This is a genomic window from Allobosea sp. LC85 (genome assembly GCF_000735605.1).
Lineage (GTDB): Bacteria > Pseudomonadota > Alphaproteobacteria > Rhizobiales > Beijerinckiaceae > Allobosea.
Map to the genome: position 1 here is coordinate 1 of NZ_JPKG01000051.1, position 25912 is coordinate 25912.

Annotated in this window: 23 protein-coding genes and 1 pseudogene; 8 read left to right on the forward strand and 16 right to left on the reverse strand. The window is 64.0% G+C overall.

Annotation, left to right across the window (positions count from 1 at the left end):
• A pseudogene (locus FG93_RS33665) lies at nt 1-144 on the forward strand (sulfite exporter TauE/SafE family protein); the annotation flags it as partial.
• Between the two features lie 105 nt (nt 145-249).
• On the opposite strand, the gene FG93_RS22405 reads toward FG93_RS33665, so the two are convergent.
• The 3 genes from FG93_RS22405 to FG93_RS32995 all read right to left on the reverse strand — a co-directional run bounded on the left by FG93_RS22405 (nt 250) and on the right by FG93_RS32995 (nt 1478).
• Nucleotides 250-684, reverse strand: a complete 435-nt coding sequence (locus tag FG93_RS22405) for an NUDIX hydrolase (protein WP_043238720.1) — start codon at nt 682-684, stop codon at nt 250-252.
• Between the two features lie 230 nt (nt 685-914).
• Nucleotides 915-1208, reverse strand: a complete 294-nt coding sequence (locus FG93_RS22410; protein ID WP_152579569.1) for a hypothetical protein — start codon at nt 1206-1208, stop codon at nt 915-917.
• A gap of 108 nt (nt 1209-1316) precedes the next feature.
• Nucleotides 1317-1478, reverse strand: a complete 162-nt coding sequence (locus FG93_RS32995; protein ID WP_161783866.1) for a hypothetical protein — start codon at nt 1476-1478, stop codon at nt 1317-1319.
• 626 nt (nt 1479-2104) lie between these two features.
• On the opposite strand from FG93_RS32995, the gene FG93_RS22415 reads away from it, so the two are divergent.
• Both FG93_RS22415 and FG93_RS22420 read left to right on the forward strand, forming a co-directional pair.
• Nucleotides 2105-4021 (forward strand): potassium transporter Kup, encoded by a 1917-nt coding sequence (locus FG93_RS22415; RefSeq protein ID WP_043238723.1) that lies wholly within the window; start codon nt 2105-2107, stop codon nt 4019-4021.
• 414 nt (nt 4022-4435) lie between these two features.
• Nucleotides 4436-5638 (forward strand): GGDEF domain-containing protein, encoded by a 1203-nt coding sequence (locus tag FG93_RS22420; RefSeq protein WP_052514056.1) that lies wholly within the window; start codon nt 4436-4438, stop codon nt 5636-5638.
• Nucleotides 5639-5814: 176 nt separating this feature from the next.
• Here the strand turns inward: FG93_RS22420 and FG93_RS22425 are convergent, their stop codons facing one another.
• The 8 genes from FG93_RS22425 to FG93_RS22465 form a co-directional block, all read right to left on the reverse strand.
• Nucleotides 5815-7035 carry a sorbosone dehydrogenase family protein gene (locus FG93_RS22425; protein ID WP_244448698.1) on the reverse strand — a complete coding sequence of 407 codons (1221 nt, stop codon included), beginning with the start codon at nt 7033-7035 and terminating at the stop codon, nt 5815-5817.
• 1019 nt (nt 7036-8054) lie between these two features.
• On the reverse strand, nt 8055-8525 hold the full coding sequence (locus FG93_RS22435; RefSeq protein WP_043238756.1) for a cupin domain-containing protein: 471 nt from the start codon (nt 8523-8525) through the stop codon (nt 8055-8057).
• A 273-nt stretch (nt 8526-8798) separates the two neighbouring features.
• Nucleotides 8799-9596 (reverse strand): enoyl-CoA hydratase/isomerase family protein, encoded by a 798-nt coding sequence (locus FG93_RS22440; RefSeq protein WP_161783867.1) that lies wholly within the window; start codon nt 9594-9596, stop codon nt 8799-8801.
• Nucleotides 9597-9642: 46 nt separating this feature from the next.
• Complete coding sequence (locus FG93_RS22445; RefSeq protein ID WP_052514059.1) at nt 9643-11280, reverse strand: class I adenylate-forming enzyme family protein; 1638 nt, start codon at nt 11278-11280, stop codon at nt 9643-9645.
• Nucleotides 11273-12082: an ABC transporter permease gene (locus tag FG93_RS22450; protein WP_043238730.1), complete on the reverse strand. Its 810-nt coding sequence runs from the start codon at nt 12080-12082 to the stop codon at nt 11273-11275. The genes FG93_RS22445 and FG93_RS22450 overlap by 8 nt, the downstream gene beginning before the upstream one ends.
• Nucleotides 12079-12915 (reverse strand): ABC transporter permease, encoded by an 837-nt coding sequence (locus tag FG93_RS22455; RefSeq protein ID WP_152579571.1) that lies wholly within the window; start codon nt 12913-12915, stop codon nt 12079-12081. The genes FG93_RS22450 and FG93_RS22455 overlap by 4 nt, the downstream gene beginning before the upstream one ends.
• Before the next feature lie 26 nt (nt 12916-12941).
• Nucleotides 12942-13994 carry an ABC transporter substrate-binding protein gene (locus FG93_RS22460; RefSeq protein WP_081881737.1) on the reverse strand — a complete coding sequence of 351 codons (1053 nt, stop codon included), beginning with the start codon at nt 13992-13994 and terminating at the stop codon, nt 12942-12944.
• A 42-nt stretch (nt 13995-14036) separates the two neighbouring features.
• Nucleotides 14037-15134: an ABC transporter ATP-binding protein gene (locus FG93_RS22465; RefSeq protein ID WP_052514062.1), complete on the reverse strand. Its 1098-nt coding sequence runs from the start codon at nt 15132-15134 to the stop codon at nt 14037-14039.
• Nucleotides 15135-15183: 49 nt separating this feature from the next.
• Here FG93_RS22465 and FG93_RS22470 point away from each other — a divergent pair, with 49 nt between their 5' ends.
• Nucleotides 15184-15903, forward strand: coding sequence for a TetR/AcrR family transcriptional regulator (locus FG93_RS22470; RefSeq protein WP_043238732.1), 720 nt, complete (start codon nt 15184-15186; stop codon nt 15901-15903).
• A 214-nt stretch (nt 15904-16117) separates the two neighbouring features.
• On the opposite strand, the gene FG93_RS22475 is transcribed toward FG93_RS22470, so the two are convergent.
• Together FG93_RS22475 and FG93_RS22480 are read right to left on the reverse strand one after the other, a co-directional pair.
• Nucleotides 16118-17281 carry a mandelate racemase/muconate lactonizing enzyme family protein gene (locus tag FG93_RS22475; protein WP_043238735.1) on the reverse strand — a complete coding sequence of 388 codons (1164 nt, stop codon included), beginning with the start codon at nt 17279-17281 and terminating at the stop codon, nt 16118-16120.
• Between the two features lie 35 nt (nt 17282-17316).
• A complete protein-coding gene (locus tag FG93_RS22480; protein ID WP_043238738.1) occupies nt 17317-18282 on the reverse strand; it encodes a tripartite tricarboxylate transporter substrate-binding protein in 966 nt (321 codons plus the stop codon).
• Nucleotides 18283-18413: 131 nt separating this feature from the next.
• On the opposite strand from FG93_RS22480, the gene FG93_RS22485 reads away from it, so the two are divergent.
• Nucleotides 18414-19367, forward strand: coding sequence for a LysR substrate-binding domain-containing protein (locus FG93_RS22485; RefSeq protein WP_081881739.1), 954 nt, complete (start codon nt 18414-18416; stop codon nt 19365-19367).
• A 97-nt stretch (nt 19368-19464) separates the two neighbouring features.
• On the opposite strand, the gene FG93_RS22490 is transcribed toward FG93_RS22485, so the two are convergent.
• The 3 genes from FG93_RS22490 to FG93_RS22500 are packed head-to-tail and all read right to left on the reverse strand — an operon-like array spanning nt 19465 to nt 22445.
• Nucleotides 19465-20970 (reverse strand): tripartite tricarboxylate transporter permease, encoded by a 1506-nt coding sequence (locus FG93_RS22490; RefSeq protein ID WP_043238740.1) that lies wholly within the window; start codon nt 20968-20970, stop codon nt 19465-19467.
• A gap of 15 nt (nt 20971-20985) precedes the next feature.
• Nucleotides 20986-21435 (reverse strand): tripartite tricarboxylate transporter TctB family protein, encoded by a 450-nt coding sequence (locus tag FG93_RS22495; protein WP_043238743.1) that lies wholly within the window; start codon nt 21433-21435, stop codon nt 20986-20988.
• Nucleotides 21436-21449: 14 nt separating this feature from the next.
• Nucleotides 21450-22445 (reverse strand): tripartite tricarboxylate transporter substrate binding protein, encoded by a 996-nt coding sequence (locus FG93_RS22500; RefSeq protein WP_043238745.1) that lies wholly within the window; start codon nt 22443-22445, stop codon nt 21450-21452.
• A 239-nt stretch (nt 22446-22684) separates the two neighbouring features.
• Between FG93_RS22500 and FG93_RS22505 the strand changes: the two genes are divergently transcribed.
• The 3 genes from FG93_RS22505 (at nt 22685) to kdgD (ending at nt 25700) form a co-directional block, all read left to right on the forward strand.
• Nucleotides 22685-23677, forward strand: coding sequence for a tripartite tricarboxylate transporter substrate binding protein (locus FG93_RS22505; RefSeq protein WP_043238747.1), 993 nt, complete (start codon nt 22685-22687; stop codon nt 23675-23677).
• A gap of 51 nt (nt 23678-23728) precedes the next feature.
• Nucleotides 23729-24634, forward strand: coding sequence for a LysR substrate-binding domain-containing protein (locus FG93_RS22510; protein ID WP_043238749.1), 906 nt, complete (start codon nt 23729-23731; stop codon nt 24632-24634).
• A gap of 115 nt (nt 24635-24749) precedes the next feature.
• The gene (kdgD, locus tag FG93_RS22515) at nt 24750-25700 is read left to right on the forward strand and encodes a 5-dehydro-4-deoxyglucarate dehydratase (protein ID WP_043238772.1); all 951 of its coding nucleotides are present in this window, start codon (nt 24750-24752) and stop codon (nt 25698-25700) included.
• The last annotated feature ends 212 nt before the right edge of the window (nt 25701-25912 follow it).

Below are 25912 nucleotides of genomic sequence, written 5' to 3' on the forward strand. Positions count from 1 at the left end.
TTCCTGGTGATCATGGCGGCGGGTTCTATCGTTGGCACCTTCATTGGTGGTCAATTGCTAGGCTTCGTTCCAAGCGGGGTGCTGCTTCCGGGGCTTGCATTTATCCTGCTGATATCCGCTGTGAAGGTCTGGCGGCACCGCTAGGGGGACGGCTGTTGACGTCCGCTATGGTCGATGACGGGCATTCAATCCAAAGGGTCGGCAGGTCCGCCCCGAACCTAACGTGGCTTTGTTCGATCGCCAGAGACCTCATGAAACCTTTAGCGAGCGCAATGCAGCCCTCAACCCCGGCTCCTCGACCAAATCAGCCGCGTCGGTCAATTTGAACCAGTGGTGAAGCCGCTGGCTGCGCTCCGGCCAAGTATCGAGCCGATCCTCGACAGTGAGGAGGAATAGCTTCACTTTGCACAGCAGGAAATGATCCGCCATCCGCTTCCAATATATGTAGCGGCCCACTGGCTTCTTGCGAATCCTCCCGACAACGCCAGCCTCCTCGCGCGCCTCCCGTGCGGCAGCCTCATGGGCCTTGAGCTTTTTGATCGGCCACCCCTTCGGGACGGTCCAGCGTTTCGTGGTGCGCGTGGTGACCAGAAGGACCTCGACCGAGCCATCCGACGCGGTGCGTACTGGGACGGCACCGATCTGCAGTCGAGCCTTTCCAGGCGCGCTCCGTGTCTTTTTCATTCGATCGTGGATTCGCCTTGGCAGAAGGGAAAGGTCTAGACGCGCTCCGCCCGAAAATTCAACAGCGGGGCTAAACGTGTGTCGGTGCGTGTGTCGGTGCGCTGCGCTCGCGTTGCTCGCGCAGGTACCTTACCCGGCACGGCTGACCCGCGCCTCCGGGGTGCCGGGCCTGTTCAACTCGAGCTTCCCTTCAGAAGAGTTTGCGTCCCTTCAGAAGGGTTTGCATCCCGTCAGAAGACGTTGCCGCGCTTCGGGCCGAAGCCCTCGATAAAGCAGCGGCAGCGCGAACCTCGCGGTGCGCTGGCCTCACAGGATCCGCGGGAGGTCACGCAGGTATCACCGAAGCGCCGGCCGCCGCCATAGGGCCGATCGTATCCGTGGCGCGGTCGTTCGTAGCCGTAGCCCCGTCGATCGTAGCCGTAGCCGGGCGACCGGTCATAGGGATCGTAGTACTGGGCGTCAGCGGGCGCCGCGGACAGGATTGCGACGCCAGCGAGAGCGACAAGAGCCAGCTTGTTGAGCATCGTGCTTTCCCCCTGCTTCCCAACCATGTCACAGCAAGATCTGCGGACAGGGGTGATCGGTTCCAGGTAGCGGAATAACGAACGAGCGACGGACACGTTCCACCTGCGTCACGTCGGTCCTGCGAGCGCAGTTCCCTGGGCGGGTTTGTCTTGCGAGACCGCGACGGTTTTTGCGCCGCGCGCGACCAGCGCCTTGACCGTGACCGGGCCCGGCTCGCCATCCCCGGCATGGAGCTCGAGCAAGACCTCGTCGCGATCTCCGGGCGGCACCCGTCCTCGTCGGCATCGATCGCCTGTCCGGCGTGAGAGGGGAGGTTGTGGATCAGGTTGATCGGGGAGGGCGCTTGCGGCCAGCCGGCGCCGACGCCTGGTCATGCGCTCGAGCCGGCACAGCCATCACCGCCGGAGCAAGGCGCGGGCGCCAAGGTCCGGAGCCCATCCGCCAACGCTTGACGGGGGCAATCTTTGCGAGGGCAGCCTTTGACGAGGGCAAGCTCTGACGAGGGAAAGCGGGCAACGGGGAATTCCGACCATTGCCGATGTCTTCGATCACGTCGTTGCGCCAGGGAAGGCGGCAAACCGATCTTGCCCCGGAGCAGCCCTTCGAACGGGCCGCTGGCGGGCAAAATCTTTATGCGATCCTTATGCGCAAGCGGCTATTCCATAATGGCTTCTCTATGCACCGCGCCCTATCTGACCCCATCTGAGGAGCGCCAGGGGGCCCTTTAGCCCGTAGCGGCCCACGGGATAGACGTCGCCGAGTTCAATGCGACGAAGCCTAACCCACTCTGGGAGCCTATCCGCCTCCAGAACAGAGACGCACGGGGACGCGGCTCAATCGTTTGCACGCCATCCATGCGGGCACGGGGCCCCATCACCCGAGAGGCAGAGAGCTCATGACAACGACGGCTTCGAGCCAGCCCGATTCCACGGAAACGGCACTCCCTTCGGCCGCCCAAGCCTCCAGTTTCCGGGTGCTGACGCTGGGCAGCCTCGGCGTCGTCTACGGCGACATTGGCACGAGCCCCCTCTATGCCTTGAAGGAATCCCTCTCGGCTGCCGCCGCCGGTGGCGTTGTCACCCGCGAGATGGTGTTCGGGATCGTTTCGCTGATCCTGTGGGCGTTGATCGTCATCGTCACTGTCAAATACGTGCTCTTCATCTTGCGGGCCGACAACAAAGGCGAGGGCGGCACGCTCACGCTCATGGCGCTCGCCCAGATGGCGATGGGCCACAACATCCTCGTCATAACCTTGCTCGGCATGATCGGCGCGGCCCTGTTCTATGGCGATGCCATCATCACGCCGGCGATCTCCGTGCTCTCGGCGGTCGAAGGGCTCACGGTCGCAAGCCCGGCCTTCGGGCCCTACGTGATCCCACTTAGCCTGGTGATCCTGATCGGTCTGTTCGCCGTGCAGAGCCACGGGACGGCCCGCGTCGCGGCGTGGTTCGGTCCGATCACCGCCGTCTGGTTCGTGCTCATGGCCATCGGCGGGGTCGTTCATATTGCCGATGATCCGAGCATCCTGGCAGCCATCAGCCCGACCTACGGCATCGTCTTCCTGGCCACGCACGGCACGGCGGGTCTGTTTGCCCTCGGAGCCGTGTTTCTGGCGGTCACCGGCGCCGAGGCGCTCTATGCCGACATGGGCCATTTTGGCCGGCGGCCGATCCAGACAGCCTGGCTCGGTCTTGTCCTGCCCTGCCTCGCCCTGAACTACATCGGGCAGGGGGCGCTCCTGCTCGCCGATCCGGGAAAGATCGAGAACCCGTTCTTCCTGCTCTATCCCCAGTGGGCCCTGCTCCCCATGGTGGGCATGGCGACGGTCGCCACGATCATTGCCAGTCAGGCCGTGATCACCGGAGCGTTCTCCCTGACCCAGCAAGCGATCCAATTGGGGCTGCTGCCGCGCATGGCGATCCGGTGGACGTCCGAAACCGAGAAAGGCCAGATCTACGTCCCCAAGGTGAATTTCCTGCTCCTGCTCGCGGTGCTGTACCTGGTCGTAGCCTTCAGGAGTTCGAGCACCTTGGCGCACGCCTACGGCATCGCCGTGACCGGCACCATGGTCGTGACCGCGATCATGGCCTTCTTTGTGGCCTGGCGCTTCTGGAATTGGCCGATATGGCTTGCCGTTGCGGTCGTTGCGCCGTTCCTGCTGATCGACACGATCTTCCTGGCAGCCAATGCCTTGAAGATTCCGCAGGGCGGCTGGATGCCGCTCGTTGTCGGAGCGTTGCTGGTCACGCTGATGCTGATCTGGCGGCGAGGTTCGCGCATCCTGTTCGAGAAGACCCGGAAAGCGGCGGTGCCCCTGCTTGAACTGATCGAGATCCTGCGGAAGAGTCCGCCACCTCGGGTCAAGGGGACGGCCGTTTTCCTGACGAGCGATCCCGAGACCGCTCCGACGGCTTTCATGCACAATCTCAAGCACAACAAGATCCTGCACGAAAACAACGTGGTGCTCACCGTCAGGACCGCGGACGCGCCGCGGATTGCGGACGACGATCGGGTTCACATCGAGCGCCTTGGCGACTCGTTCTCGCGTGTGAGCATGACCTACGGCTACATGGAGGCGCCGAATATCCCACGCGGACTGGCCCTCTTGCGCCGGCAGGGCTTCAAGTTCGACATCATGGCAACCTCGTTCTTCGTTTCGCGGCGCTCGATCCGCGCCTCCGTCCATTCCGGGATGCCGCTCTGGCAGGACAGGATCTTCATCAGCCTCGCAAAATCGGCGACTGACGCCACGGACTTCTTCCGGATCCCCACCGACCGCGTCGTCGAGGTCGGAACACAGGTGACGGTTTGATGCATCGGCCCGAAAAGTGGATTGCGGTTTTCGGGGAAGCCGATGCAAACACAAAAGGTTAGATCATCGGACCGGATACAATATCCGGTCCGATGATCTAATCCTGGCTGGACCGGCAAGGTTTCGACACTGGACCGCGTGCCGGCACGTTCGGCCGGCTCACTATCCGCGATCCAGAAATGGTCCCCGGGCTGGAGCCAAACGTCTGCTGCCGCGCAGTTGAGGGGAAGCATTCCACCCGTTCCGGTCCTTCGATGAGAAGCGAGGGTCTCCGTCCCCCCCAAATTGACGATGCGGCAGCTTGCGCTATGTCCGGTCGTTGCGAGCTGCCGGCTAATCTGCGCAAGGTGCGGAAGCGATGGCGTTCGCCGCGATCAAGACCTCCGACGGAAAGCAGAAAGCCCTCGCACCGCCATGCGTGCCCTATCCAACCCTCTCGTGCTGATCGGGCCCGCCATCCTCCTCGTTTTTGCCGCGAGCTTCGCGTCGGTCTGGATCTGGGACCGACGGCACCGGCACCTGCTGTTCTTTTGCGCCGCCTGCCTGCTCTTCTGTTTAGGAACCCTGTCCCAAATCCTTGGGATGCCCGATGGACACGGCCCGAATGCGGTGACGTCGGCCGTTCTCTACACGTTGAGCGTCCTGCTGCTCAATGACGGGTTGCTCAGGCGCTCCGGCCAGGGTTTGAGCTGGGCCTCATACGGGGTCATCCTGCTTCTGATCACTGGCGGTATTGCCTATTTCTACTATGTCGATCGTCAGCTGATTGTTCGCATCTACATCCTGAATTTCGGCTACGGGCTGATTTGCCTTGCGACCATCTGGCGCCTGCGCCGGCTTCGGATCGGGAGGGTCGCGGAACAGATTCTCTTTTGGAGCCTGCTGGCCTTTTCCCTGCACTTCTTTCTGCGCACGGTGCTGACCGTCGGCACTGTCGCACCGCCGGTCAGGGACTTCGGCTCCTCGCCCTTCTGGCTGGCCTTGCAGTTTTCGCTGGCAATTCTGGGAGTGGCGCTGGCGCTTGCCCTCTTCGCCCTGACCATCAGCGACACGGTCGAGGATTTGCGCCATGAGCGATCCGCAGATTCCCTTACCGGATTGTTGAATCGACGAGGTTTTGACGAGCGTGCCCAGAAGCTGCTCGATGACGCCCGCACCTGGCCGACCAGTCTGATCCTGGTCGACATCGACCACTTCAAAAGCATCAACGACACGTTCGGGCATCCGGCAGGCGATGCAGTTCTCAAGAGTTTCGGCAACCTTCTTCAGGGGGCGATGCGACAGGTGGATGTTTGCGGCCGGCTTGGCGGTGAAGAGTTTGCCTTCCTGTTACCCAACTGTGATGCAGCCGGCGCCCATGTCTTCGCCCATCGACTGAGGGAGGCTGTGCGCCAAGCTCGCTTCGATGGCTTGCCCCATTCACGACAGATAACGGCGAGTTTTGGCGTTGCGTCGGCGCGCCATGGCGAGAGCTTGAGCGAGTTGATCGCTCGTGCCGACAAGGTGCTTTACCGCGCCAAGCGGGAGGGCCGTGATCGTGTCGAAGTTCATCTCGAGGGCCACGTCCCCCAAAATCCGCTGTCTTCAACGATCACCGCAGATAATCACGAAGACTAGAGCATTTCCGTGTTTCTCCGAATCGCGGAAATGCTCTAGCTCTTTGTTTTACCGCATTTTCTTTACGCGAACCGGTGTCCACTTCGCTCGAAAATGCTCTAGCGGATGACGAGGTAACATCATTCCTCTTATGTAGAAGGAAGGCTGCATCATGGATGCAGCCTTCGATGTCGACATTACCTGCCGGTATAGGTGATGCGGTAGAGCGCGCCGGCGAAGTCGTCGGACACAAGCAATGACCCATCCCTCAGCGACTGAACGTCAACAGGACGTCCCGTGTACTCGCCATCGGCGGTCAGCCATCCCTGTGCAAATGGCTCCATCTTATCGACAGTCCCATCTTCTTTCAGGTAGGTCACCATCACACGCGCGCCCACAGGCTCTGGACGATTCCAGGAACCATGTTGCGCGGAGAAGATGGCGCCCTGGTACTTCTTCGGGAACATCTTTCCGGTGTAGAAGCTCATGCCGAGGTCCGCGGCATGGGCAATCGTCTCGACTTGGGGAAAGACGACATCCGCGGGAGGCGTATCATCCTGGTATTCGACGGTACGGGTCTTGCCGCCGCCATACCACGGGAAACCAAAGTTGAGTTCGGCCTTCGCTGCGCGGTTCAACTCGCCCGGTGGGATATCATCGCCCATGCCGTCAACCTGATTATCGGTGAACCAGAGCGTTTTATCCTTCGGATTGAAGGCTAGTCCGACTGAATTGCGAACGCCACGAGCAAAGACTTCGCGATTCTTTCCGTCCCGGTCCATGCGGACGATCCCGCCAATGCCGAGGTCGTTGTAAAGGTCGAACTTCTCCTTCGGCGGGACATTGTATGGTTGGCCCAGCGTCAGGTAAATCTTGTTGTCAGGTCCGACAGTGCAGGCATGCGAGGTGTGATTGTAGCTCTCCTCGGATTTTGGGATCAGGTCACCCTTCACGACCGGGTTGATGACAACGTCAGGGCTCTCGTAAAAGAATTCAGCTGCTGGAAACTCCAAGAGAGCATTCTGCTCGACAACATAAAGAAATCCATCCCTCGAAAAGCAAACTCCGTCTGGAATCGTCAAGTCCCCAAGAGTTGGGGCAAATTGCTTGACCTCTTCTGCAACACCAGATTTAGCCCTGTCGGTGACTGCATAGATCTTGTTCTTGCGAGTGCTGACAATCGTTGTGACGCCTTGAGGGCCCACAGCAATATGACGCGCGTCCGGTACGAGGGCGTAAAGAGAAATCTTGAACCCTGGTGGAAGCTTTATCGCTTCGAGGTTCTTTTTAATGGAGGTTGCTTTTGGTCCTGTCTGAGGAATGAGCGGTATTTCCGCCATCCTTCCGGTCGAACGCATCTCATTTAGGATCTTTGTCGTCTCTTCTCGCGTTTGCGCGAAAGCAGATTGGGACGTCATAACCAGCACGGACAGAAGTACGAAAGAACTGGACCTCATGATCGTTCCCCCTTGATTACTCTGCACCCCCCTTGATTGCTCTGCTCCTTTGGCCAGTGGCAGTCAGTTTTCACCCCGCGACGGTAAAATGCAAGCAAATCTCACGTTGAGGTTACATCCAGGCCGCTATGGAGGGAGCCCGGAGCGGCCTCGAATTCTTTTCGTGTCTTTCGTGCTCTAAAGCATCGGCCCGAAAAGTGGATTGCGATTTTCGGGGCAAAGCCGATGCAAACATAGAAGGTTAGATCATCGGACCGGATACGATGTCCGGTCCGATGATCTCGTGAAAGGGACAAGCGCGTGTGATGTCAGTCATCCACCACCCGTTGCGGACTCTGCTCATCTGATCCTGACGTAGCTGAAACAGTCCCGGGGCCGGCAGCATGTCAGCAAGGCGCATGCCGCCCCGCAACGCCCCAGCCTAGACCGCCAACAGCTCGTCATAGGGGATGATGCGCAGCATCTGTTTTACCCGCTGCGCGTCAATGTGCAGCTCCTTCGGCGGGTTTGACTTGCAAGGCGACGATCGCATTTGCGCCGCGCGCGACCAGCGTCGTGAGAGTGACCGGGCCGGGCTCGCCATCCCCGGCGGGAAGAGAGCGCGAGCAGCCCTCGTCGCCGATCTCCGGCCGGCGCCCGTCCTCGTCGGCATCGATCTTTTGTCCCGCGCGATGGAGGGGAGGTTGCCGATCAGGTCGGGCCGCGACGGCGCGCTTGCGGGCAGCCAGCGCCGGCGGCGTGGTCGTGCGCTCGAGCCCGGCTCAATCATCGCCACTGCTGCAGGCGGCACCAGGGACTGGGGCCGATCCGCGAGCCCCTCGACCAAGTAAAGCGGCCAACGGGGAACTTCGACCCAACTCAGACATTTCGGCCGATGGTTTGACCACCTCGTCGGCGCGCGGTTCGCCCAAGAGTGCACGATCGCCGCAAACAAACCAGCAGCGATGTTGGCTGGTTCTCTTGGCCGACCGGGGTTTTCGTCACTGCGCTTTCTGTCGCGGGTCATCTTTTGGATTTACGTAGTTTATACCCCACGGCCCTGTGCTGTTGATCTGAACGACGGTTTCTTCATCCGTGAAGGCGTAGTGGGCCATGCCAGGCGCGAACGCGAAGAAGCTTCCAGCCGGCAATGGCTTGGCGTTGCTTTTATCCGCAACGTTGCCCATGCCGAGCGTAAACGTGCCAGAGATTACGGTCACGATTTCAGGCTTCGGGTGGGTGTGCGGAGGAATGGCGTAGCCCTTGGGGAGCTTGAGCCGAAGCACGAACAAGCCGTCTTTCCCGGGGTCACCGTAGAGTACACTCGCGTCAGCTCCCGGCGGAACTGACGGCGGTGCCTTCACCCATTTTACATCCTGCGGCCCAAGCATCGTGTGATCCATGCCTTGGGCTGACGCGGGGCCGGTCGAGGCGGTCAAGCCAGAAATGATGGCAACGTGAATCAGCTTCATGTGATCCTCCATCTCTCAGACAAGGTCCAATCCTTGAGTGCTGGATCGACCTAGTTCTATCCCAAGTGCAGGAGAGTGAGAAGGTTGAGCCGCGCCCCGTCACCAATCGTCATGGCGCGCTCCAGATTCGCAGCCGGGTCAACTCTCGTAAGGCCCAGACCAAGCAAATGACTTCCGGAATCCACCCTCCCGCGACCTTCCCGTCTGCAAACGGGCAGGGCCGCGGAGGATCCGCTTTCCGTTGCTTTTGTCGACTAAGCGTCGGCTTCACCCTCAATCCTTGCGATAGAGAAACGCATCGGGTCGTGTCCCATCCTCACGCAAACCCATGCGTTGCACGCGATAGAGATGCTTGGTGAACGCCAGAGCGTCGTTGCGCGAGAGTTCCCGGCCCCGCGAATAGGCCTCCATTTCGACGCGAACGGCAGCGGGCGGGTGGCGCGTGATCTTCTCGGCGATGCTGTGAGCCTCGGCCATCAGCTGATCGGGCGCGACGACCTTGTTGATCAGGCGGTGCGACAGGGCCTCTTCGGCATCGATGGCCTCGCCCGTCAACAGCATCCACATGGCGATCGTGTGCGGGAGCTGCAGGCCCAGCCGCGAGGTGCCGCCGGCGCCGCCCATGCCATAGGCGATCTCGGGAAAGCCGAATCTGGCCTTGGTCGAGGCGATGCGGATGTCGGTCAGCGAGAGCAGATAGATCATGCCCTGTCCCAGGCACCAGCCATTGACCGCCCCGATGATCGGCTTGAAGCGCTCGAGCGCCAGCACATCGCGCGACCAGGAGAAGTCGACCGGGTCCTCGCCCTCGTCGTGATGCGGCCAGAGATGGTCGGTGAGTTCCTCCTTGGGCGAGAGGCCGTTCCTGTAGGGCGTCTTGATGTCGTCGCCGGCACAAAAGCCGCGCTCGCCGGTCCCGGTCAGGATGCCGCAGCGGATCGAGGTGTCGGCGAGGAAATCCTTCAACGCCAGGAACAGCTCCTTGTGCATGGCAGGAGTGGTCGGGTTCACCGAGCCGTTCTCGATGGTGAAGACGGCGACGTGACCGTCCTTGTGATAATGCAGGGGCACGATGGCTCCTCCTTGGCGGCTTGCGGAAAAATGGCTCTGGAGGATGTCAGGCAGGCTGCCAGGCACGGGCCAGCCGGTCATAGGCGCCGGCCCGCAGATCGGCGCGCTCGGCGATGATCATGTGCTTGGCGACCTTCTCCGAGGGCGTCTTGGGCAGGCTCGACCTGATCTCGACGAAGCGCGGCACCTTGAACGGCGCGAGATGGGCGGCGCAGTGCTCGAGGAAGGCGTCGACCGGAAAGGCCTTTCCGTCGACGCCGGGTTTCAGCACCAGACAGGCCTTGACCTCCTGGCCTCGGTCGCTGTCGGGAACCGGGATCGCGGCGGCCTCGAGAATATCGGGCCAGCTCAGCATCACCGCCTCGACCTCGCGCGCCGCGATGTTCTCGCCGGAGCGCCGGATCATGTCCTTGATGCGCCCGACGATATAGTGGAAGCCGCGCTCGTCGCGCCGGAACAGATCGCCCGTGCGAAACCAGCCGCCGTCGCGAAAGCTGTCGGCATTGGCCTCCGGCTTGTTCCAATAGCCCTGCAGGATTCCGGGCCCCCGGATCCAGAGCTCGCCGATCTCGCCGGCGCGAACCTCCTCGCCGTTCTCGTCGCGGATCGTCGCCTCGCGGAAGGGCGAGGGAATGCCGCAGGTGCCGCTGCCGACCATCGAGCTCGCGCCATAGGGCGTGAACAACGCCGAGCCGACCTCGGTCATGCCGAAGCTTTCGCGCGCCACCAGATTGAAGCGCTTCTCCAGCGTGGCGTGCATCTCCCTGCGATGCCCGAAGATCGAAACCATCTTGAGCGGCAATTCGGCGTCGTCCGGCCGCTCGGGCTGCTTCATCAGGATCTGCGGGAAGATGCAGTATTCGAGCTTGTAGCGCCTGACCCAGTCGAGAAAATTCGTCCCCGATGCCTTGGCCGCGACGAAGAGCGTGCCGCGCAGGCGCATCGCCATCAGCAGCAGCCATTGCGGATCCATGTAGTAGAAGGGCTGCGCCGCCAGCACATTCCTGACGATGCCGTTGGCCCGCATCGCGGCGACCCGCGACAGCGTCAGCCAGTAGCGGTGGCTGAGCATGCAGCCCTTGGGAAAGCCGGTCGTGCCCGAGGTGTACTGGATGTTGATGAGGTCATCGAGCTCGGGCTCGCGCGCCGGCGCAAAGCCGGTCGCATCGGTCTCCGCCAAGTGCTGCCAGGACTGCGTGGAGGACCCTGCGGGATCGTCGGAACCGACCACGATCGGGTTCTCGAGCGCGGCAAGGTCCTTCAGTTCCGGCGCCTGCGCGATCTCCGCCAGGATGCCGGCCTCGATCACCAGCGTCTCGGCACCGCTGTCGGTCAGGACATAGGCAACCTCGCGCGGCGTATAGCGGGCGTTGATCGGGGCCATGATCGCGCCGATGCGGGCGAGCGCCAGCCAGGTCAGCGGAAAGGCCGGGATGTTGGGCAGCATCACGCCGACGCGGTCGCCGAAGCGGATGCCGCGCGCGCTGAGGCCGGCCGCGAGCGCGCGCGTCTTGTCGGCGATCTCGCGATAGCTCAGCACCGTCCCGGCTTCGAAGAAGTTGGCGGCCGGCGCATCGCCCATCTCCTGCGCGAGCCCGTCGAGATAGGCGCCGAGATTGCGCACGAAGGGTTCCGCCTCGACCTCGGCACGCAGCCGGGCGGCGTCCTGCAGTTCTCTATCCATGATCCGGTTCCGTCTGGAGTCTGCGCAGATTGGCTTTGCGCGCGAATTCGGCGATGCCGAGCCCCGCCATCGACATCGCCACCATGACGCAGGCGGCTGCGGCGACGGTCGGGTCGAGCCTGAGATTGAGGTCGTTCCAGATGCGCAGGGGCAGGGTTTCGAGCGCTCCGGAGACGAAGAGCGTGATGATCAGGTCGTCGAACGAGGCGAAGAAGGCGAACATCCCGCCGGCCAGGATCGAGGAGCGCAACGCCGGAACGGTGACCAGATGGAAGGTTTGCCACGGCCCGGCGCCGAGCACGCGCGCGGCGCGCTCGACCGTCTCGTCGAGATTGCGCAGGGCTGCGCTGACCACGACGACGACATAGGGCACCGCCACGACGCTGTGCGCCAGCACCAGCGCCGGAAGGCTCTCGAGCCATTTCAGCCGGGCAAAGACCATGAACATCCCGAGCGCGATGACGATCCCCGGCACGATCAGCGGCGCGATCGAGAGACCGTAGAGCCAGGCCGAGCCGCGCACGCGATGGCGCACGATCGCCAGGGCGGCGGCCGTGCCGACCGCGACGGAAATCACGGTCACCAGGATCGCGACCTTGAAGCTCAGCCAGAGCGCACCGCTCCAGGAGGGGTCGGTGAACAGGGCGCGATACCAGCGCAGCGACCATTGCTGCGGCGGAAAGCTCAGGATTTCGGACGCATTCAGCGAGAGCGGCCCGAGGAACAGGAGCGGAAACAGCAGGAAGACGATGACCAGCCCGAACCAGATGGCCAGCCCGATACGGGTGACGCGGCTCGTCATCGGGCGCTCCCGTAGAGGCTGCGGTCGGGCACCAGCCAGCGCAGCACGGCCACCGCCGCGATCGTCGTCGCCAGCAGCACCAGGGCCATCGCCGCCGCATTGGTCCAGTCGTTCATCTGGTGGACCTGGAGGTCGATCAGATTGGCGATGGTGCGGTGTCGTGGGCCGCCCAGCAGCGCCGGCGTGATGTAGAAGCCCAGCGAGAGGATGAAGATCAGCATCGCGGCCGCGACCAGGCCGGGCTTCGTCATCGGCAGGAAGACGTGCCAGAAGGCACGCGCCGGCGAGGCGCCGAGCACGCGCGCCGCGCGCACCAGACCGGCATCGAGTTCGGTCATGACGCCGACCAGCGTCAGGATCGCGACCGGAAGCAGGATCTGGACCATGCCCAGATGCACGGCGAGCGGCGTGAACATGAAGCGCTGCGGACCGTCAGCCAGCCCGAGCCAGATCAGGGACGCATTGAGGATGCCCTCGCGCCCGAGCACGACCGACCACGTGTAGGTGCGCACCAGGACGCTGGTCCAGAAGGGCAGCAGGATCAGCGCCAGCAGGATGCCGCGCCGGGACTCGGGCTGCAGCGCGATGAAGCAGGCGGCGGGATAGCCGACGACGAGGCAGATCACCGTGACCGACAGGGCGAGTTGCAGAGTGTTCAGGAAGACGATCCCGACGACCGGCGAGGTCCAGAGCCAGGCCAGCCCCGCCATGACCCCGCCGGCACCCGAAAACGACACCCGCATGATCTCGATGAACGGGACCACGAAGAAGATCGCAAACAGCAGGATCAGGGGCGCCGCCAGCAGCGGCGCGATCCATTGCTTCCTCAACACGTCAGCACGCTCCGCTCGGCACGCGATCAGGCCAGCAGCCAGGCGGCCCAGCGCTCGCTCAGCTTGGGGCGGTGCTCGCTCCAGTAGTCCGGGTTGAATGTGTACTGAACCTGGACATTGTCGGGATGGATCGGAAGCATCTTGGCGACATCCTCCGGCAGCTTCTCGATCAGCCCGGGAGCGAAGCCGGGATAGGGCGAATCCTTGACCAGTTCCGCGCCCTTCACCGGGTCGAGACGGGTCGCCATGTAGCGCATCGCCTCCTTGGGATGCTTCGCGCCCTTCGGCACCGCCCAGTAGGAGAGCTGCAGCGCGCCGCCGTTCCAGATGATGTCGACCGGCTTGCCTTCCTTCTTCAGCGGCGGGACGCGCCCGTTCCAGACCGTGCCCATCACGGCCTCGCCATCGACCAGCAGCTGGACCTGTTGCGCGCCCGTCGACCACCAGGTCACGACGTTGCGCTTGATCTGGTCGAGTTTCTTGAAGGCGCGCTCGACATCGAGCGGATAGAGCTTGTCGGCCGGCACGTCGTCCGCGAGCAAGGCGAATTCGAGATTCTGGACCGGGCTGTCCTGCAACGCGCGCGGGCCGGGGAAAGCCTTCAGATCCCAGAAATCGGCCCAGGATTTCGGGGCCTTGCCGCCGAATTTATCGGTGCGATAGGCGATGACCGTCGAGAAGGTCGAGGTCACCATGCCGTATTTCTGGCGCGCGATCGCCGGCAGCTTGGCGTCGGGGTCGACGATCGACCAGTCGATCTCGGTGAGCCAGTTGTTCTTGACGCCTTCGATCATGTCGGCCCCACCCATCTCGGTGAGATCCCATTCCATATTGCCGGTCTCGACCATCGCCTTGAGCTTGGCCAGCGAGACGGGCGCCGTCGCGCGGACGCCGATGCCGGTCTGGGTGGTGAACGGCTTCTCGTAGATGCGCTCGAGCGATTTCGCGAGGCTGCCGCCCGAGCCGTTGACGGTGATGGTGGCGGCCTGGGCCCAGGCTCTGCCGGCAACGCCGGGGAGCAGCAGGGCTGAGCCGCCGAGCGCCAATCTGGTCAGGTCGCGCCTTGAAATGCCGGTCATATCCGCTCTCCCTCGTTATGACGCCCTCAGCGGGGCTTTGTTTTAACCGTTCAGGAAAACCGCCTGCTCGATCCCGAAACTCAGGCTGGTGCGCTGGCCGACCTGGAACGGCTCGCGATCCGGGCGGCGCTGCTCCTGCACCACGAGCCGGCCATAACCGTCGGCCTCGGCGACATAGCGGAAGCTGCCGCCATGGAAGGCGACGTCCGTGATGATGCAATCGATGCAGGGGCCGTTCGGCCGCTCGGTCGCCCGCTCGAAATGCTCCGGACGCAAGGCCACGCGGCCCGACCAGCTCTCGCCCAGACGCATGGGGGGAGCTGCCGCGACGTTGGTGCCGCCCAGCCTGAGCCGCCCCGCGCTGATGCTGCCGGGAAGAAAATTCGTCTCGCCGACGAACTGCGCCACAAAGGCGTTCCGGGGATCGTCATAGATCGCGGCGGGCGTGCCGATCTGCTCGATCCGCCCTTCGCTCATCACCACGATCCGGTCGGACATGGCGAGCGCCTCGTTCTGGTCATGCGTGACATAGATCACCGTGCAGCCGATGCGTCGCTGCACCAGCCTGATCTCGTCCTGCATCGCCTCGCGCAGCTTGAGGTCGAGCGCCCCCAGCGGCTCGTCCATCAGCAGCACGCGCGGCTCGAAGACCACGGCGCGTGCGAATGCGACGCGCTGGCGCTGGCCGCCCGACAGTTCATGCGGCTTGCGCCCGCCGAAACCCGACAGCCGCACCATGGCGAGCGCTGCTTCGGCGCGGGCCCGGCGCTCGGCCTGGCCGACGCCGCGCATGCGCAGGGGGAAGGCGACATTGTCGCGCACATCCATGTGCGGGAACAGCGAATAGCTCTGAAAGACCATGCCGACATTGCGCTTCTCGGTCGGCAACCGCGTGATCGAGACCCCGTCGATCAGGACGTCGCCGGCGCTCGCCTCGACGAAGCCGGCAAGGATGTTCAGCGCCGTCGTCTTGCCCGAGCCGGAGGGGCCCAGGAACGTCACGAACTCGCCGGCCGCGATCTCGAGCGAGAACTCCCGCAACGCATCGACCTCGCCATAGCGCTTGGCGATTCCCCGGAACGCGATGGGTGCACCGCTGTTCCCATCCGACTGTTGGCTCTGTGATATGAGTGCGTGCATGGCGTTTCTGAAACTGATATCAATGTCAGTATTGAGATGGAGCATCGGTATGTCAAGCGCTCTCGGGGCGATCGAAAAGGACAGTGTCAAGCCAGCAGGGGGCGAGCACCCTCAAGGTGGCTTCAGCCTGCCCGATGTCCTGCGCGCGGAGCTGCAGGGCAGCCCGAAGCTGCCGCGCTCGGAAGCGACGCGGCGACGTTTTTTGATCGCGGCTGCGGAGCTGATCCAGGAAACCGGTTTCAACGATCTCAAGGTTGCCGATATCTGCAAGCGGGCCGGCTTCGCCCATGGCACCTTCTACCTGCACTGGCAGGATCGGCGCGGCATCGCCCATGACGTGCTCACCGCCTTCATGGACGCGATCCGCCAGCACCGTCCGCCACGCCAGCCCGGCCAGGATTTCTACAGCAGGCTTGTTGCCGGCCACCTCTACTATATCGATGTCTACCGCCGAAATGTCGGGCTGATGCGCTGCCAGGGGCAGCTCGCCGACCAGCTCGAGGAATTCGCCCAGATCGGCCTGCAGGCCAACATGACGCTGGCTCGCCGCGTCGTGCGCGCCGTCGATCGCGAGATGGCGGGTACGCCGCGCGAACCGGAAGCGCAGCGGCTGGCCACCGCGCTCGGCTGTATCGCGCTGGTCGACAAACTCCTGCATGACGTTTTCGCCCGCGGGCTGGAGCTGGGCCTCGATGATCACGGCCTCGCGGCGAACATGTCGCGGACCTGGTATCGTGCATTGACGGGCAAGGATTGGGTCGGCCGCTGAATCCAGCCTGTGATCGGCTGCGGCACGCTCGCAGGTTTGGCTGAGATAGGGTGCTGCGGGGAAGGGCGCCGTCGCCGCTCGCTGCAGGCAATGGTTTTTGACGCGGCCACGGCGGTTCGGGTTCACAAACCGCCGTGAGGCGACGGCGTGCCTATGCGCCGTCCCTTCTGGCACAGCAAGGACGGCGCCCTGGTCAAAGAACGAAGCCATAGCCTCACGCGGCGAGGCTGCGCATCTCCGCAATAAGGTCGGCTTTGCCCTCGAAGCCGATGCCCGGCAGGTCCGGCATGACGATGTGGCCGGCCTCGACACGCACGCCGTCCGGGAAGCCGCCATAGGGCTGGAAAAGGTCGGGATAGGATTCGTTGCCGCCGAGCCCGAGGCCGGCCGCGATGTTCAGCGACATCTGGTGACCGCCATGGGGGATGCAGCGGCGCCAGGACCAGCCGTTCTGCTTCAGCATCTCCAGCGTGCGCAGATATTCGACGAGGCCGTAGCTCAGCGCGCAGTCGAACTGCAGCCAGTCGCGATCCGGGCGCATGCCGCCATAGCGAATGAGGTTGCGCGCATCCTGCATCGAGAACAGGTTCTCACCGGTCGCCATCGGGCCGGGATAATGCTCGGCGAGCCTCGCCTGAAGGTCGTAGTCGAGCGGATCACCCGCCTCCTCATACCAGAACAGATCGTATTGCCGCAGCGCCTTGGCATAGGCGATCGCGGTCTCGAGATCGAAGCGGCCATTGGCATCGACCGCGAGCTTGCATCCGGCGGGCAGCATGCGCAGCACCGTCTCGATGCGCTTGCAGTCGTCTGCCAGCGGCGCGCCGCCGATCTTCATTTTCACGACGGTGTAGCCGCGGTCGAGATAGCCCTGCATCTCGGCCGCCAGACCCTCCAGCCCCTTGCCGGGATAGTAGTAGCCGCCGGCGGCATAGACGAAGACCTTCGGATCGGCCGTCACACCGGCACGTTCCGCCAGCAGACGGAAGAGCGGCTTTCCGGCAATCTTCGCGACGGCATCCCAGACCGCCATGTCGATCGTACCCATCGCGACGGAGCGCTCGCCATGGCCGCCGGGCTTTTCGTTGGTGAACATCGCCGCCCAAACCTCGTGGGGGTCGAAATTGCCGCCCTCGGCATCGAGCAGGCTCTCGGGCGCCGCCTGGAGGATACGCGGGGCGAAGCGCTCGCGGATCAGCCCGCCCTGGCCATAGCGCCCGTTCGAGTTGAAGCCGTAGCCGATCACCGGCTTGCCGTCGCGGATGACGTCGGTGACGACGGCAACCAGGCTCAGCGTCATTTTGGAGAAGTCGATGAAGGCATTGGCGATGGGCGAGGCGATCGGAGCGGTCCGTTCGCGGATGTCGACGATACGCATTTAAAAACTTCCTGATGGGAGGAGAGCGGCTGGGCTCAGTCGGCGAACTGACCGGCGGCCTGGATCAGCGGACGCCAGCGGTCGATGTCGCTTTTCAGGGTCTGCGCCAGGGACTGCGGCGTGGCTTTTTCCGGCGTCGGCACTGTGCTGATGTCGATGAAGCGTCTGGCGAGCGTGGGGTCCTGCAGAGCCTTCGCCAACGCTGCCGAGAGCGTCTGAACCACGGCGTCAGGGGTCTTCGCAGGCACGAAAAGGCCATGCCACACGCTGATTTCCAGGTTGGGAAGGCCGCCTTCGCCGACGGTGGGCACATCGGGAAGCGCGGGGATACGCTGGGTGCTCGTAACGGCATAGCCCTTGATGCTCTTCGACTGCAGCTGGGGCGCGGCAGTGGTGGCCTGCTCGCAGCCAAGGTCGACCTGGTTCGCCAGCAGCGCCTGGATGACCGGGCCGCCGCCCCGGAAAGGCACCTGAGTGAGCTTCCTGTCCACGGCCGCCATGAACAGCAATCCGCAGAGTTGTGAGGAGGCGCCCAGGCCCGAATGGGCAAAAGTCACATCCTGCCCACGCGCTTTGACGTCCTTGATCAGATCGGCGAGCGATTCAGGCTGGTATCCCGGCCGGGCGATGATCGCCATGTTGGCATCCGAGACGACGCCGACGGGCCTGAGATCGGCCATCGGATCGAAAGGCAGCTTGCGATAGAGCGTGACGGCCGTCGCCAGGCCGAGATGGTTGAGCAGGATGGTGTGCCCGTCGGGATCGGAGCGAACGGCTCGATGACTGCCGGTCGTGCCGCCGGCGCCGGCCACATTCTCGACGATGATGTTCTGGCCGAGAATGCGGCCCATTGTTTCCGCGGTCACACGAGCGACCGTGTCGGTCGGCCCCCCGGCGGCAAAGGGAACGATCATCGTGATCGGCCGTGAAGGATAATTCTGCGCTGCAGCCGGCGTCGCGATCGCCGCCGCCAGCAAAAATCCAAGAGCCAGTTTCGCCATCGTTGCCTCCCCGTTTTTGGTTGACGGGACGATAGAGCGAGCCGAAGGGAATATCAGCCACCGCTGGCGTGGTCATTTTTCATCCAAGCCGTTCCGTTTAGAGATGGCTGCAAAGCTCCGCCGGAGGCTTCATGCGCAGTTTCGACCCCGTGTCCTTGCGCCTGTTCGTCGCCGTCTGCGAGGAGGGCAACATCGCGGCCGCCGCCCGGAGGGAAGCGATCGTGCCCTCGGCCGTCAGCAAGCGCCTCGCCCAGATGGAAAGCGAAGCCGGCGTCAGATTGTTTGAGCGTGGTCGTCGAGGCGTGACGGTCACGGCCGCGGGCGAGGCGCTCTGGCGCTATGCGCGCGAGTCGCTGCAGATGCTCGACCGGATCAAATCGGACCTCGGCGCCTTTGCGCAGGGCGTGCAGGGCCAGGTTCGTGTTTTCGGCAGCAAGTCGGCGGTCGCCCAGTTTCTACCCAATGATATCGGTCGCTTCGCCAAGATGTATCGCGACGTCCGGGTGAGCCTGGAAGAGCGGGAAATCTGGGAGGTTGTAAGAGGGGTCGAAGAGGGGCGAGCCGATATCGGCGTTTGCTGGGATGCGGTGGACTTCCGGGATCTGACCCTCTTTCCCTATCACCGCGATCACCTCGCCGTCGTCGTACCCGAGGGGCACCCACTTGCCAGCCGCGACTCCGTCGCCTTCATCGAGACACTCGACTACGAGCACGTCGATATCCTGGCTCGCAGCATCATGCAGCAGAGACAACGGAGTGCCGCAGGAGCAGCCGGAAAGCAGCTGATCCACCGGATCCAGGTGTCGACGGTGGATGCTGCCTACCGGATCGTCGCCGCCGGACTGGCTGTCGCCATCGTCCCCGGCGAGGAAGCGCGCGCCGTTCAGCAGGCGCTGGGTCTGACGGTGGTCCCGCTGACCGACTCCTGGGCCCGCCGCCAATTTGTCATCTCGGTCAGGAACAGGGGACTGTCGCTTCCGGCCAGTCTCCTGGTCGAAAAGCTCCGGGATGCGGCCGACGCCGGCAACACTGATCAGCGAACGCATTCAATGTCTGCAGTCAGGCGACCGTCGAATGTCGGGTAGTGCGGTTTCGGATGCCGGCCCAGGCGCGTCTCAGCGGTGCTCATCGGCATCGGCGCCGCGATGATCTGCCTGATGCGGGCGATGCTGTCGGCGCGCCTCAACTCGCTTCGGCAAGAGCCGCCTTTCGGTTCCGCAGGATCGTGGGCGAGAGGAGCGCGAGCAGGAGCAGGGCGACGATGCCGAGGAGCACGGCACTGATCGGGCGCGTCAGGAAGACCGAGAAATCGCCCTCCGACAGCAGCATGGCGCGGCGGAAGTTCTCTTCGAGCTGGGGACCGAGCACCAGCCCAAGCAGCAGTGGAGCCGGCTCGACCCCGACCTTGATGAAGAAATAGCCGATGCCGGCGCAGCCCAGCATGAGCCAGACATTGAACAGGCTGTTGGCGATGCCGTAGGTGCCGATGCAGCAGAACAGCACGATCGCCGGGAAGAGCAGGCGGTAGGGGATCTTCAGCATCGAGACCCACAGGCCGATCAGGGGCAGGTTGATCACCAGCAGCATCAGGTTGCCGACCCACATCGAAGCGATCACCCCCCAGACGAGCTTCGGTTGCTCGGTCATGATCTGCGGGCCGGGCTGGATGCCTTGCATCATCAGCGCCCCGATCATCAGCGCCATCAGCGCATTGGCCGGGATGCCGAGTGTCAACAACGGGATGAAGCTCGTCTGCGCACCGGCATTGTTGGCGGCTTCCGGGCCGGCGACGCCTTCGATCGCGCCCTTGCCGAAGCGCGATGGGTCTTTCGCGAGTTTCTTTTCCAGGGCGTAGGAGGAGAAGGGCGGGAGCGCGGCGCCGCCGCCGGGCAGCACGCCGAGCACCGAGCCAAGTGCCGTGCCGCGAACCATCGCCGGAAAGGCGGCGCGCAGATCGGCGCGGCTCGGGATCAGACTGCGGACGGACTGGCTCAGCACCCGCCGTTCGGCCGGGCGCTCCAGATTGGCGATGATCTCGCCGAGGCCGAACAGACCCATGGCGACGGGCACGAAATCGAGCCCATCCGAGAGTTCGGCAACACCGAAGGTCATGCGCGCGGCGCCGGAACTCACGTCGATGCCGACGAGGCCGAGCAGCAGGCCGAGCAGCACCATCGCCAGCGACTTGGCGACCGAGCCATGTGCCAGGACCACGGCCGCGATCAGGCCGAGCACCAGCAGGCTGAAATACTCGACCGCGGTGAATTTCAGCGCCAGCACGGAGAGCGGGACGCTCAGGAGCGCGATGACGACCGTCGCGAGCGTGCCGGCAAAGAAGGAGGCAAGGGCGGCGATGGCGAGCGCCGTGCCGGCCTTGCCCTGCTTGGCCATTTCGTGACCGTCGATGCAAGTGACGACCGAGGAGGTTTCGCCGGGGACATTGACCAGGATGGCGGTGGTCGAGCCGCCGTATTGCGCGCCGTAGAAGATGCCGGCGAGCATGATCATGGCGCCCGGCGGCGACAGGCCGAAGGTGAAGGGCAGCAGCAGCGCGACCGTGGGGATCGGCCCGATGCCGGGCAGCACGCCGATGGCCGTGCCAATCAGGACGCCGATCAGGCACAGGCCGAGATTGTTCAGTTCGAGGGCCGTGGAGAGCCCCATCAGCAGGTTGTCGAAGAGTTCCATGGACGGCTTGAGCCTTCAGCGCGGCCAGACAGGCACCGGCAGCGCCAGGACCTTGACGAAGAGGAGGACGGCCGCGGCCGATAACAGCAGCGCGAAGGGAACCGTCTCATACAGGCGGCCCTCGCGCGTCGCGAAGCTGGCGAGGAGGACCGTGATGACGGAGGCGATGGCGAGCCCGAGCCGCTCGGCGGTCAGCGCGAAGATGGCGACGCCCCCGAGGATGGCGAGCAGAGGACGCAGCTGCACGGGTTCGATGGCCATGCCCGCCCGCCTGATGCCGCGACCGCAGAAGAACAGGCCGAAGGCAAGCAGCGCGAGCGAGACCACGCGCGGCATGTAACCCGGCCCCATATCGGCGGTGCTGCCGACGGTAAGGTTGCGGGTCGCGACCAGCGTGGCCGCCGCGACGGCCACGAGGAACAGGCCGAATAGCAGGTCCTGCCAGTCGATCCGGGAACGCGTCATCGGCCGGGCTCCGCTCAGCTGCCCTTGATGCCGGCTTCGCGGATGATGCCGCCCCAGCGCGCGGTCGCATCCTTCAGCCAGCTCGCGAACGCGGCGGGCGAGCCGGCGCGGACGACACCGCCCTGTTCGGCGATCCTGGCCTTGATGTCGGGCATCTCGAGGATCTTGCCGATCTCGGTATTGAGGCGCGCGACCATGGCGGGCGGCGTGCCGGCGCTGGTCAGGATGCCCTGCCAGGTACCGGCGTCGCTTCCGGGCAGCCCGACTTCCTTGAAGGTCGGCAGCCCTGCGACGCGCTCATCGCCGGTGACGGCCAGCCCGACGAGCTGCTTGTTGGCGACGAAGGGCAGGGTGGCCGTCGAGCCATTGATGATGACGCCGCTTTCGCCGGAAACCACCGCCCGCGAGGCCGCCGCACCGCCCTTGTAGGGCACGTTCTTCCACTGGATGCCGAGTTCCTTGGCCATCGACACGGCCGTGATGTGATTGGCCGCGCCGACGCCGGAATTCGCGACGGCGAGCTTGTTCGGATTGGCCTTGGCATAGGCGATCAGGTCCTGCGCCGTCTTGGCGGGGACGGATTCGTGCACGGCCAGGACATAGGGGCCGAACATCACCATCGAGACCGGCGCCAGATCCTTGTTGGGGTCGTAGGTCAGGTCAGAGAACAGGCTGGGCGCCGTCGCAAGCGAGCCGACATCCATCAGCAGCAATGTGTGGCCGTCGGGAGGCGCCTTGGCGACGGCGTCGGCGCCGAGATTGCCGGCAGCGCCCGGCTTGTTCTCGATGACGACGGGCTGGCCAATCGCGGCCGAGAGCTTGGGGCCGATCAGGCGGGCGAGAATGTCGGACGTCCCGCCGGGCGCGAAGGGCACGACCAGCCGGACGGGCCGCTCGAAATTCTGCGCCGCCGCAGGCTGGGCTGCCAGCGAGGCACCGGCAAGCGCTGCCAGGGCAAGGCCCTTCGCGAGGATTGCGGCGCGGCGGATCGGCGATCTTGATAAGGTCATGATTTCCTCCGGCAGGGATGCAGACCCGGCCCCGGGTTGCGAGCTCACGGGCAGTCTTTGGAGCTGCCTTGTTCACACGCAGGATAGGTCAGGCACGATGCTCCGGTGAGTTAGATTGACAATCGAACGATACCTTTTTTGGATCGCACGATAGCGCCAAGGCGCTTGCCGGCGCCCGTCCGTCGCATAGTCTCGCAAGCAGACGGCAAAAGCCGCGACATCGTTCCTGGGAGGGGATCATGAGCCGATCGATCACGCGCCGGACGGCGCTCAGCCTCGCCGGCGGCGCGCTCGCCGCGCCTCTGCTTGCGCGCAAGGGTTTCTCGCAAGCTTATCCAACGAAGCCCGTCATGGTGATCGTCCCGTTCGGCGCCGGCGGCACCACCGATCTCGTCGGACGGATCATTTGCGAGAAGCTGACCCAGCGGATGGGGAAGGCTTTCATCATCGAGAACCGGGCCGGGGCGGGCGGCAATACCGGTGTGGCAGGGCTCTCGCACGCCGCCCCCGACGGCTACACGATCGGCATGACGACCCCGTCGACCCATGGGATCAATCCCAATCTCTACAAGGAGAAGCTGCCCTTCAGACCGTTCGAGGATTTCGAGTTCCTCTCGCTGGCCTCGTCCCAGCCGAACTTCCTATGCATCCATCCTTCGCTTCCGGCCCAGAATGTCGCTGAACTCATCGCCTATCTGAAGGCCAACCCGGGCAAGGAGAATTTCGGCTCATCCGGCATCGGCACCTCGATCCATCTCTCCGGCGAGCTCTTCATGCAGCTGGCGGGCGTGAAGATGCAGCACGTCACCTATCGCTCCTCGGGCGCGCTGGTCCAGGATCTGATCGCGGGCAACGTCAAGGTCTCCTTCGACAACTTCACCTCGCCCTATCCCCACTACAAGGCGGGCACCCTGCGCGGGCTGGCCGTCACCAGCCTGGAACGGGCAAAGATCGCACCCGAGGTGCCGACAATGGCGGAGACGCTGCCCGGCTTCGACATCAGCTCCTGGAACGGCTTCCTCGCCCCGAGAGGCACGCCGAAGGAGATCTGCGACAGGCTCGTCAGCGAAATGCAGGCCGTGCTGAGGGACCCGTCTGTGGTCTCGCGCTTCGAGGAACTGGGCGCGGCGGCGACGCCCTCGACCGCTGCCGAGGCGAAAGCGAAGGCCGAGAGCGAGATCGCCAAGTTCAAGGCCATCATCGACAAGGCCGGAATCACCATCCAGAACTGACGTCGTGCCCGTGCCGGGGCGCGCCACGGATTGCCGAAGCGGGGCCTGCGCATGTTCGAGCTGAGCCAGCTGCGCTGCTTCGTTGCGGTCGCAGAGGAGTTGCATTTCGGCCGGGCGGCGGCCCGGCTCAACATGACGCAACCGCCGCTGAGCCGCCAGATCCAGATCCTGGAGCGGGTTCTCGACGTCGTGCTGCTGGAGCGCAGCAACCGGACGGTGAAGCTTACCCCCGCCGGTCAGAGCTTTCTCGCCGAGGCCCGCCGGCTGCTCAAGCTCGCCGAGAGCGCAGCGCTGCTGGCGAAGCGGGTGGCGAACGGCAAGGCGGGATCGATCAATATCGGCTTCACTGCGACCTCGGCCTATTCCTATGTGCCGGAACTCGTCGCCGCCTGCCGCCGCGAGCTGCCCGATGTCGAGGTCTCGCTCAAGGAGATGGTCAGCGGCGATCAGCTCAAGCGGCTCGATTCAGGCGAGATCGACATCGGCCTGCTGCGGCCGCCAATTCCGCGGGCGGGGCTCAGCGCCTTTCGCGTCACCGCGGAGCCGCTGATCGCGGCGGTCAATGTCGCTCATGCGCTGGCGCGAGCCGAGACGATCGCGATCGAACAGCTCGCGAGTGAGCCATTCATCATGTACGCGCCGTATGAGGCGCGCTATTTCCATGACTTGCTGGTCGAATTGTTTTCCCGAGCGGGTCTTGTCCCGAATTATGTCCAGCACCTCGCCCAGATTCATTCGATCCTCGCCATGGTCCATTCCGGGGTCGGCGTCGCGCTCGTGCCGGAGGCGGCGGTAAACCTGCGTTTCAGCGGGGTAGCCTTGCGGCCGGTCGATCTACCGTGGCAGCGGCCGGCCGAGCTCTTCTTCGTCAGCCGCGACGACAACGACAATCCGCTTCTGCCGATCATCGCCGCGCTGGCGAAAGGCTTGGCTCAGGATCTGACAAAGACCAGGTGAACGATCCAATGAATGGTGAACGATCCAATGAATGGATCGCTCGATACAGTGTTTGGTCTCCATCGGTATCGTTCTTGATCTATTCCTGCAGCAGAATTCAGCGAAGGAGCCGATCGTGAGCAAGATGACCCCCCAGGAGATGGCCCGGCATATCGGCAACGGCTTGTTGTCATTCCCCGTCACGCCCTTCACGCTCGGCAATGCCTTCGATGAGGCGCGCTACCGCTCCAATCTTGATTGGCTTTGCGGTTATGACGTTGCCGGCCTGTTCGCCGCAGGCGGCACGGGCGAGTTCTTCTCGCTCTCTCCGGCCGAGGTCGTGCAGGTCGTGGCAACCGCGGTCGCCGAGACCAGGGGCCGCGTGCCGGTTCTCGCCGGCGTCGGCTACGGCACGCAGATTGCGATAGAACTCGCCGCCGGCGTCGAGCAGGCCGGGGCCGACGGCATCCTGCTGCTGCCACCCTATCTCGTCTTCTCCGAACAGGAGGGGCTCGCCGCCCATATCGACGCGGTCTGCAAGGCGACGAAGCTCGGCGTCATCGTCTACAATCGAGACAATGCCATCATCACCGAAGAGACGCTGGCCAAGCTCTGCGAGCGCAATCCCAACCTCGTCGGCTACAAGGACGGCGTCGGCGACATCGAGTTGATGACGCGCATTCACCTGCGCATGGGCGACCGGCTCACCTATATCGGCGGCCTGCCCACGGCCGAGACTTTCGCGCTGCCCTATCTCGAAATGGGCGTCACCACCTATTCCTCGGCGGTTTTCAACTTTGTCCCGCAGTTCTCGACCAAGTTCTACGCCGCCGTGCGCCGCCGCGATCGCGAGATGGTGCAGGCTGGCTTGCGCGACTTCATTCTCCCGCTGATCGCGATCCGCAACCGCAAACGCGGCTACGCCGTCTCGATCATCAAGGCCGGCATGAAGGTCATCGGCCGCGATTCCGGCCCGGTGCGCACGCCACTGACCGATCTCAGCGAAAGCGAGACGGCCGAACTCGCAGCCCTCGTCGCCCGGCTCGACAAGGGCGAGTTCGCGACGCGCGAACGTGCCGCCGCTTGAACATCGCCCCGCAGGCATCATCGCGATGCCGCGCCGGATCGGTGCGTCATCGCTTGGATCATCGGACCGAATACGATATCCGGTCCGATGATCTAGCAGGCTGCTGAAAAACGCGCTGGCTTTTTGGTTGGTGTGATGATTCCGTGGGGTTGCGGCCACAGGATTGATTTGGATGCGCGGTGGGGACGAACGGACGGGATCGTTGTTTTCGT

Bases quoted from the DNA above. Each gene is read 5' to 3' on its own strand.
- FG93_RS22405 (WP_043238720.1), bottom strand. From the start codon at position 684: ATGAAAAAGACACGGAGCGCGCCTGGAAAGGCTCGACTGCAGATCGGT.
- FG93_RS22410 (WP_152579569.1), bottom strand. From the start codon at position 1,208: ATGCTCAACAAGCTGGCTCTTGTCGCTCTCGCTGGCGTCGCAATCCTG.
- FG93_RS22415 (WP_043238723.1), top strand. From the start codon at position 2,105: ATGACAACGACGGCTTCGAGCCAGCCCGATTCCACGGAAACGGCACTC.
- FG93_RS22420 (WP_052514056.1), top strand. From the start codon at position 4,436: ATGCGTGCCCTATCCAACCCTCTCGTGCTGATCGGGCCCGCCATCCTC.
- FG93_RS22425 (WP_244448698.1), bottom strand. From the start codon at position 7,035: ATGACGTCCCAATCTGCTTTCGCGCAAACGCGAGAAGAGACGACAAAG.
- FG93_RS22435 (WP_043238756.1), bottom strand. From the start codon at position 8,525: ATGAAGCTGATTCACGTTGCCATCATTTCTGGCTTGACCGCCTCGACC.
- FG93_RS22445 (WP_052514059.1), bottom strand. From the start codon at position 11,280: ATGGATAGAGAACTGCAGGACGCCGCCCGGCTGCGTGCCGAGGTCGAG.
- FG93_RS22450 (WP_043238730.1), bottom strand. From the start codon at position 12,082: ATGACGAGCCGCGTCACCCGTATCGGGCTGGCCATCTGGTTCGGGCTG.
- FG93_RS22460 (WP_081881737.1), bottom strand. From the start codon at position 13,994: ATGACCGGCATTTCAAGGCGCGACCTGACCAGATTGGCGCTCGGCGGC.
- FG93_RS22465 (WP_052514062.1), bottom strand. From the start codon at position 15,134: ATGCACGCACTCATATCACAGAGCCAACAGTCGGATGGGAACAGCGGT.
- FG93_RS22470 (WP_043238732.1), top strand. From the start codon at position 15,184: ATGTCAAGCGCTCTCGGGGCGATCGAAAAGGACAGTGTCAAGCCAGCA.
- FG93_RS22475 (WP_043238735.1), bottom strand. From the start codon at position 17,281: ATGCGTATCGTCGACATCCGCGAACGGACCGCTCCGATCGCCTCGCCC.
- FG93_RS22480 (WP_043238738.1), bottom strand. From the start codon at position 18,282: ATGGCGAAACTGGCTCTTGGATTTTTGCTGGCGGCGGCGATCGCGACG.
- FG93_RS22485 (WP_081881739.1), top strand. From the start codon at position 18,414: ATGCGCAGTTTCGACCCCGTGTCCTTGCGCCTGTTCGTCGCCGTCTGC.
- FG93_RS22490 (WP_043238740.1), bottom strand. From the start codon at position 20,970: ATGGAACTCTTCGACAACCTGCTGATGGGGCTCTCCACGGCCCTCGAA.
- FG93_RS22495 (WP_043238743.1), bottom strand. From the start codon at position 21,435: ATGACGCGTTCCCGGATCGACTGGCAGGACCTGCTATTCGGCCTGTTC.
- FG93_RS22500 (WP_043238745.1), bottom strand. From the start codon at position 22,445: ATGACCTTATCAAGATCGCCGATCCGCCGCGCCGCAATCCTCGCGAAG.
- FG93_RS22505 (WP_043238747.1), top strand. From the start codon at position 22,685: ATGAGCCGATCGATCACGCGCCGGACGGCGCTCAGCCTCGCCGGCGGC.
- FG93_RS22510 (WP_043238749.1), top strand. From the start codon at position 23,729: ATGTTCGAGCTGAGCCAGCTGCGCTGCTTCGTTGCGGTCGCAGAGGAG.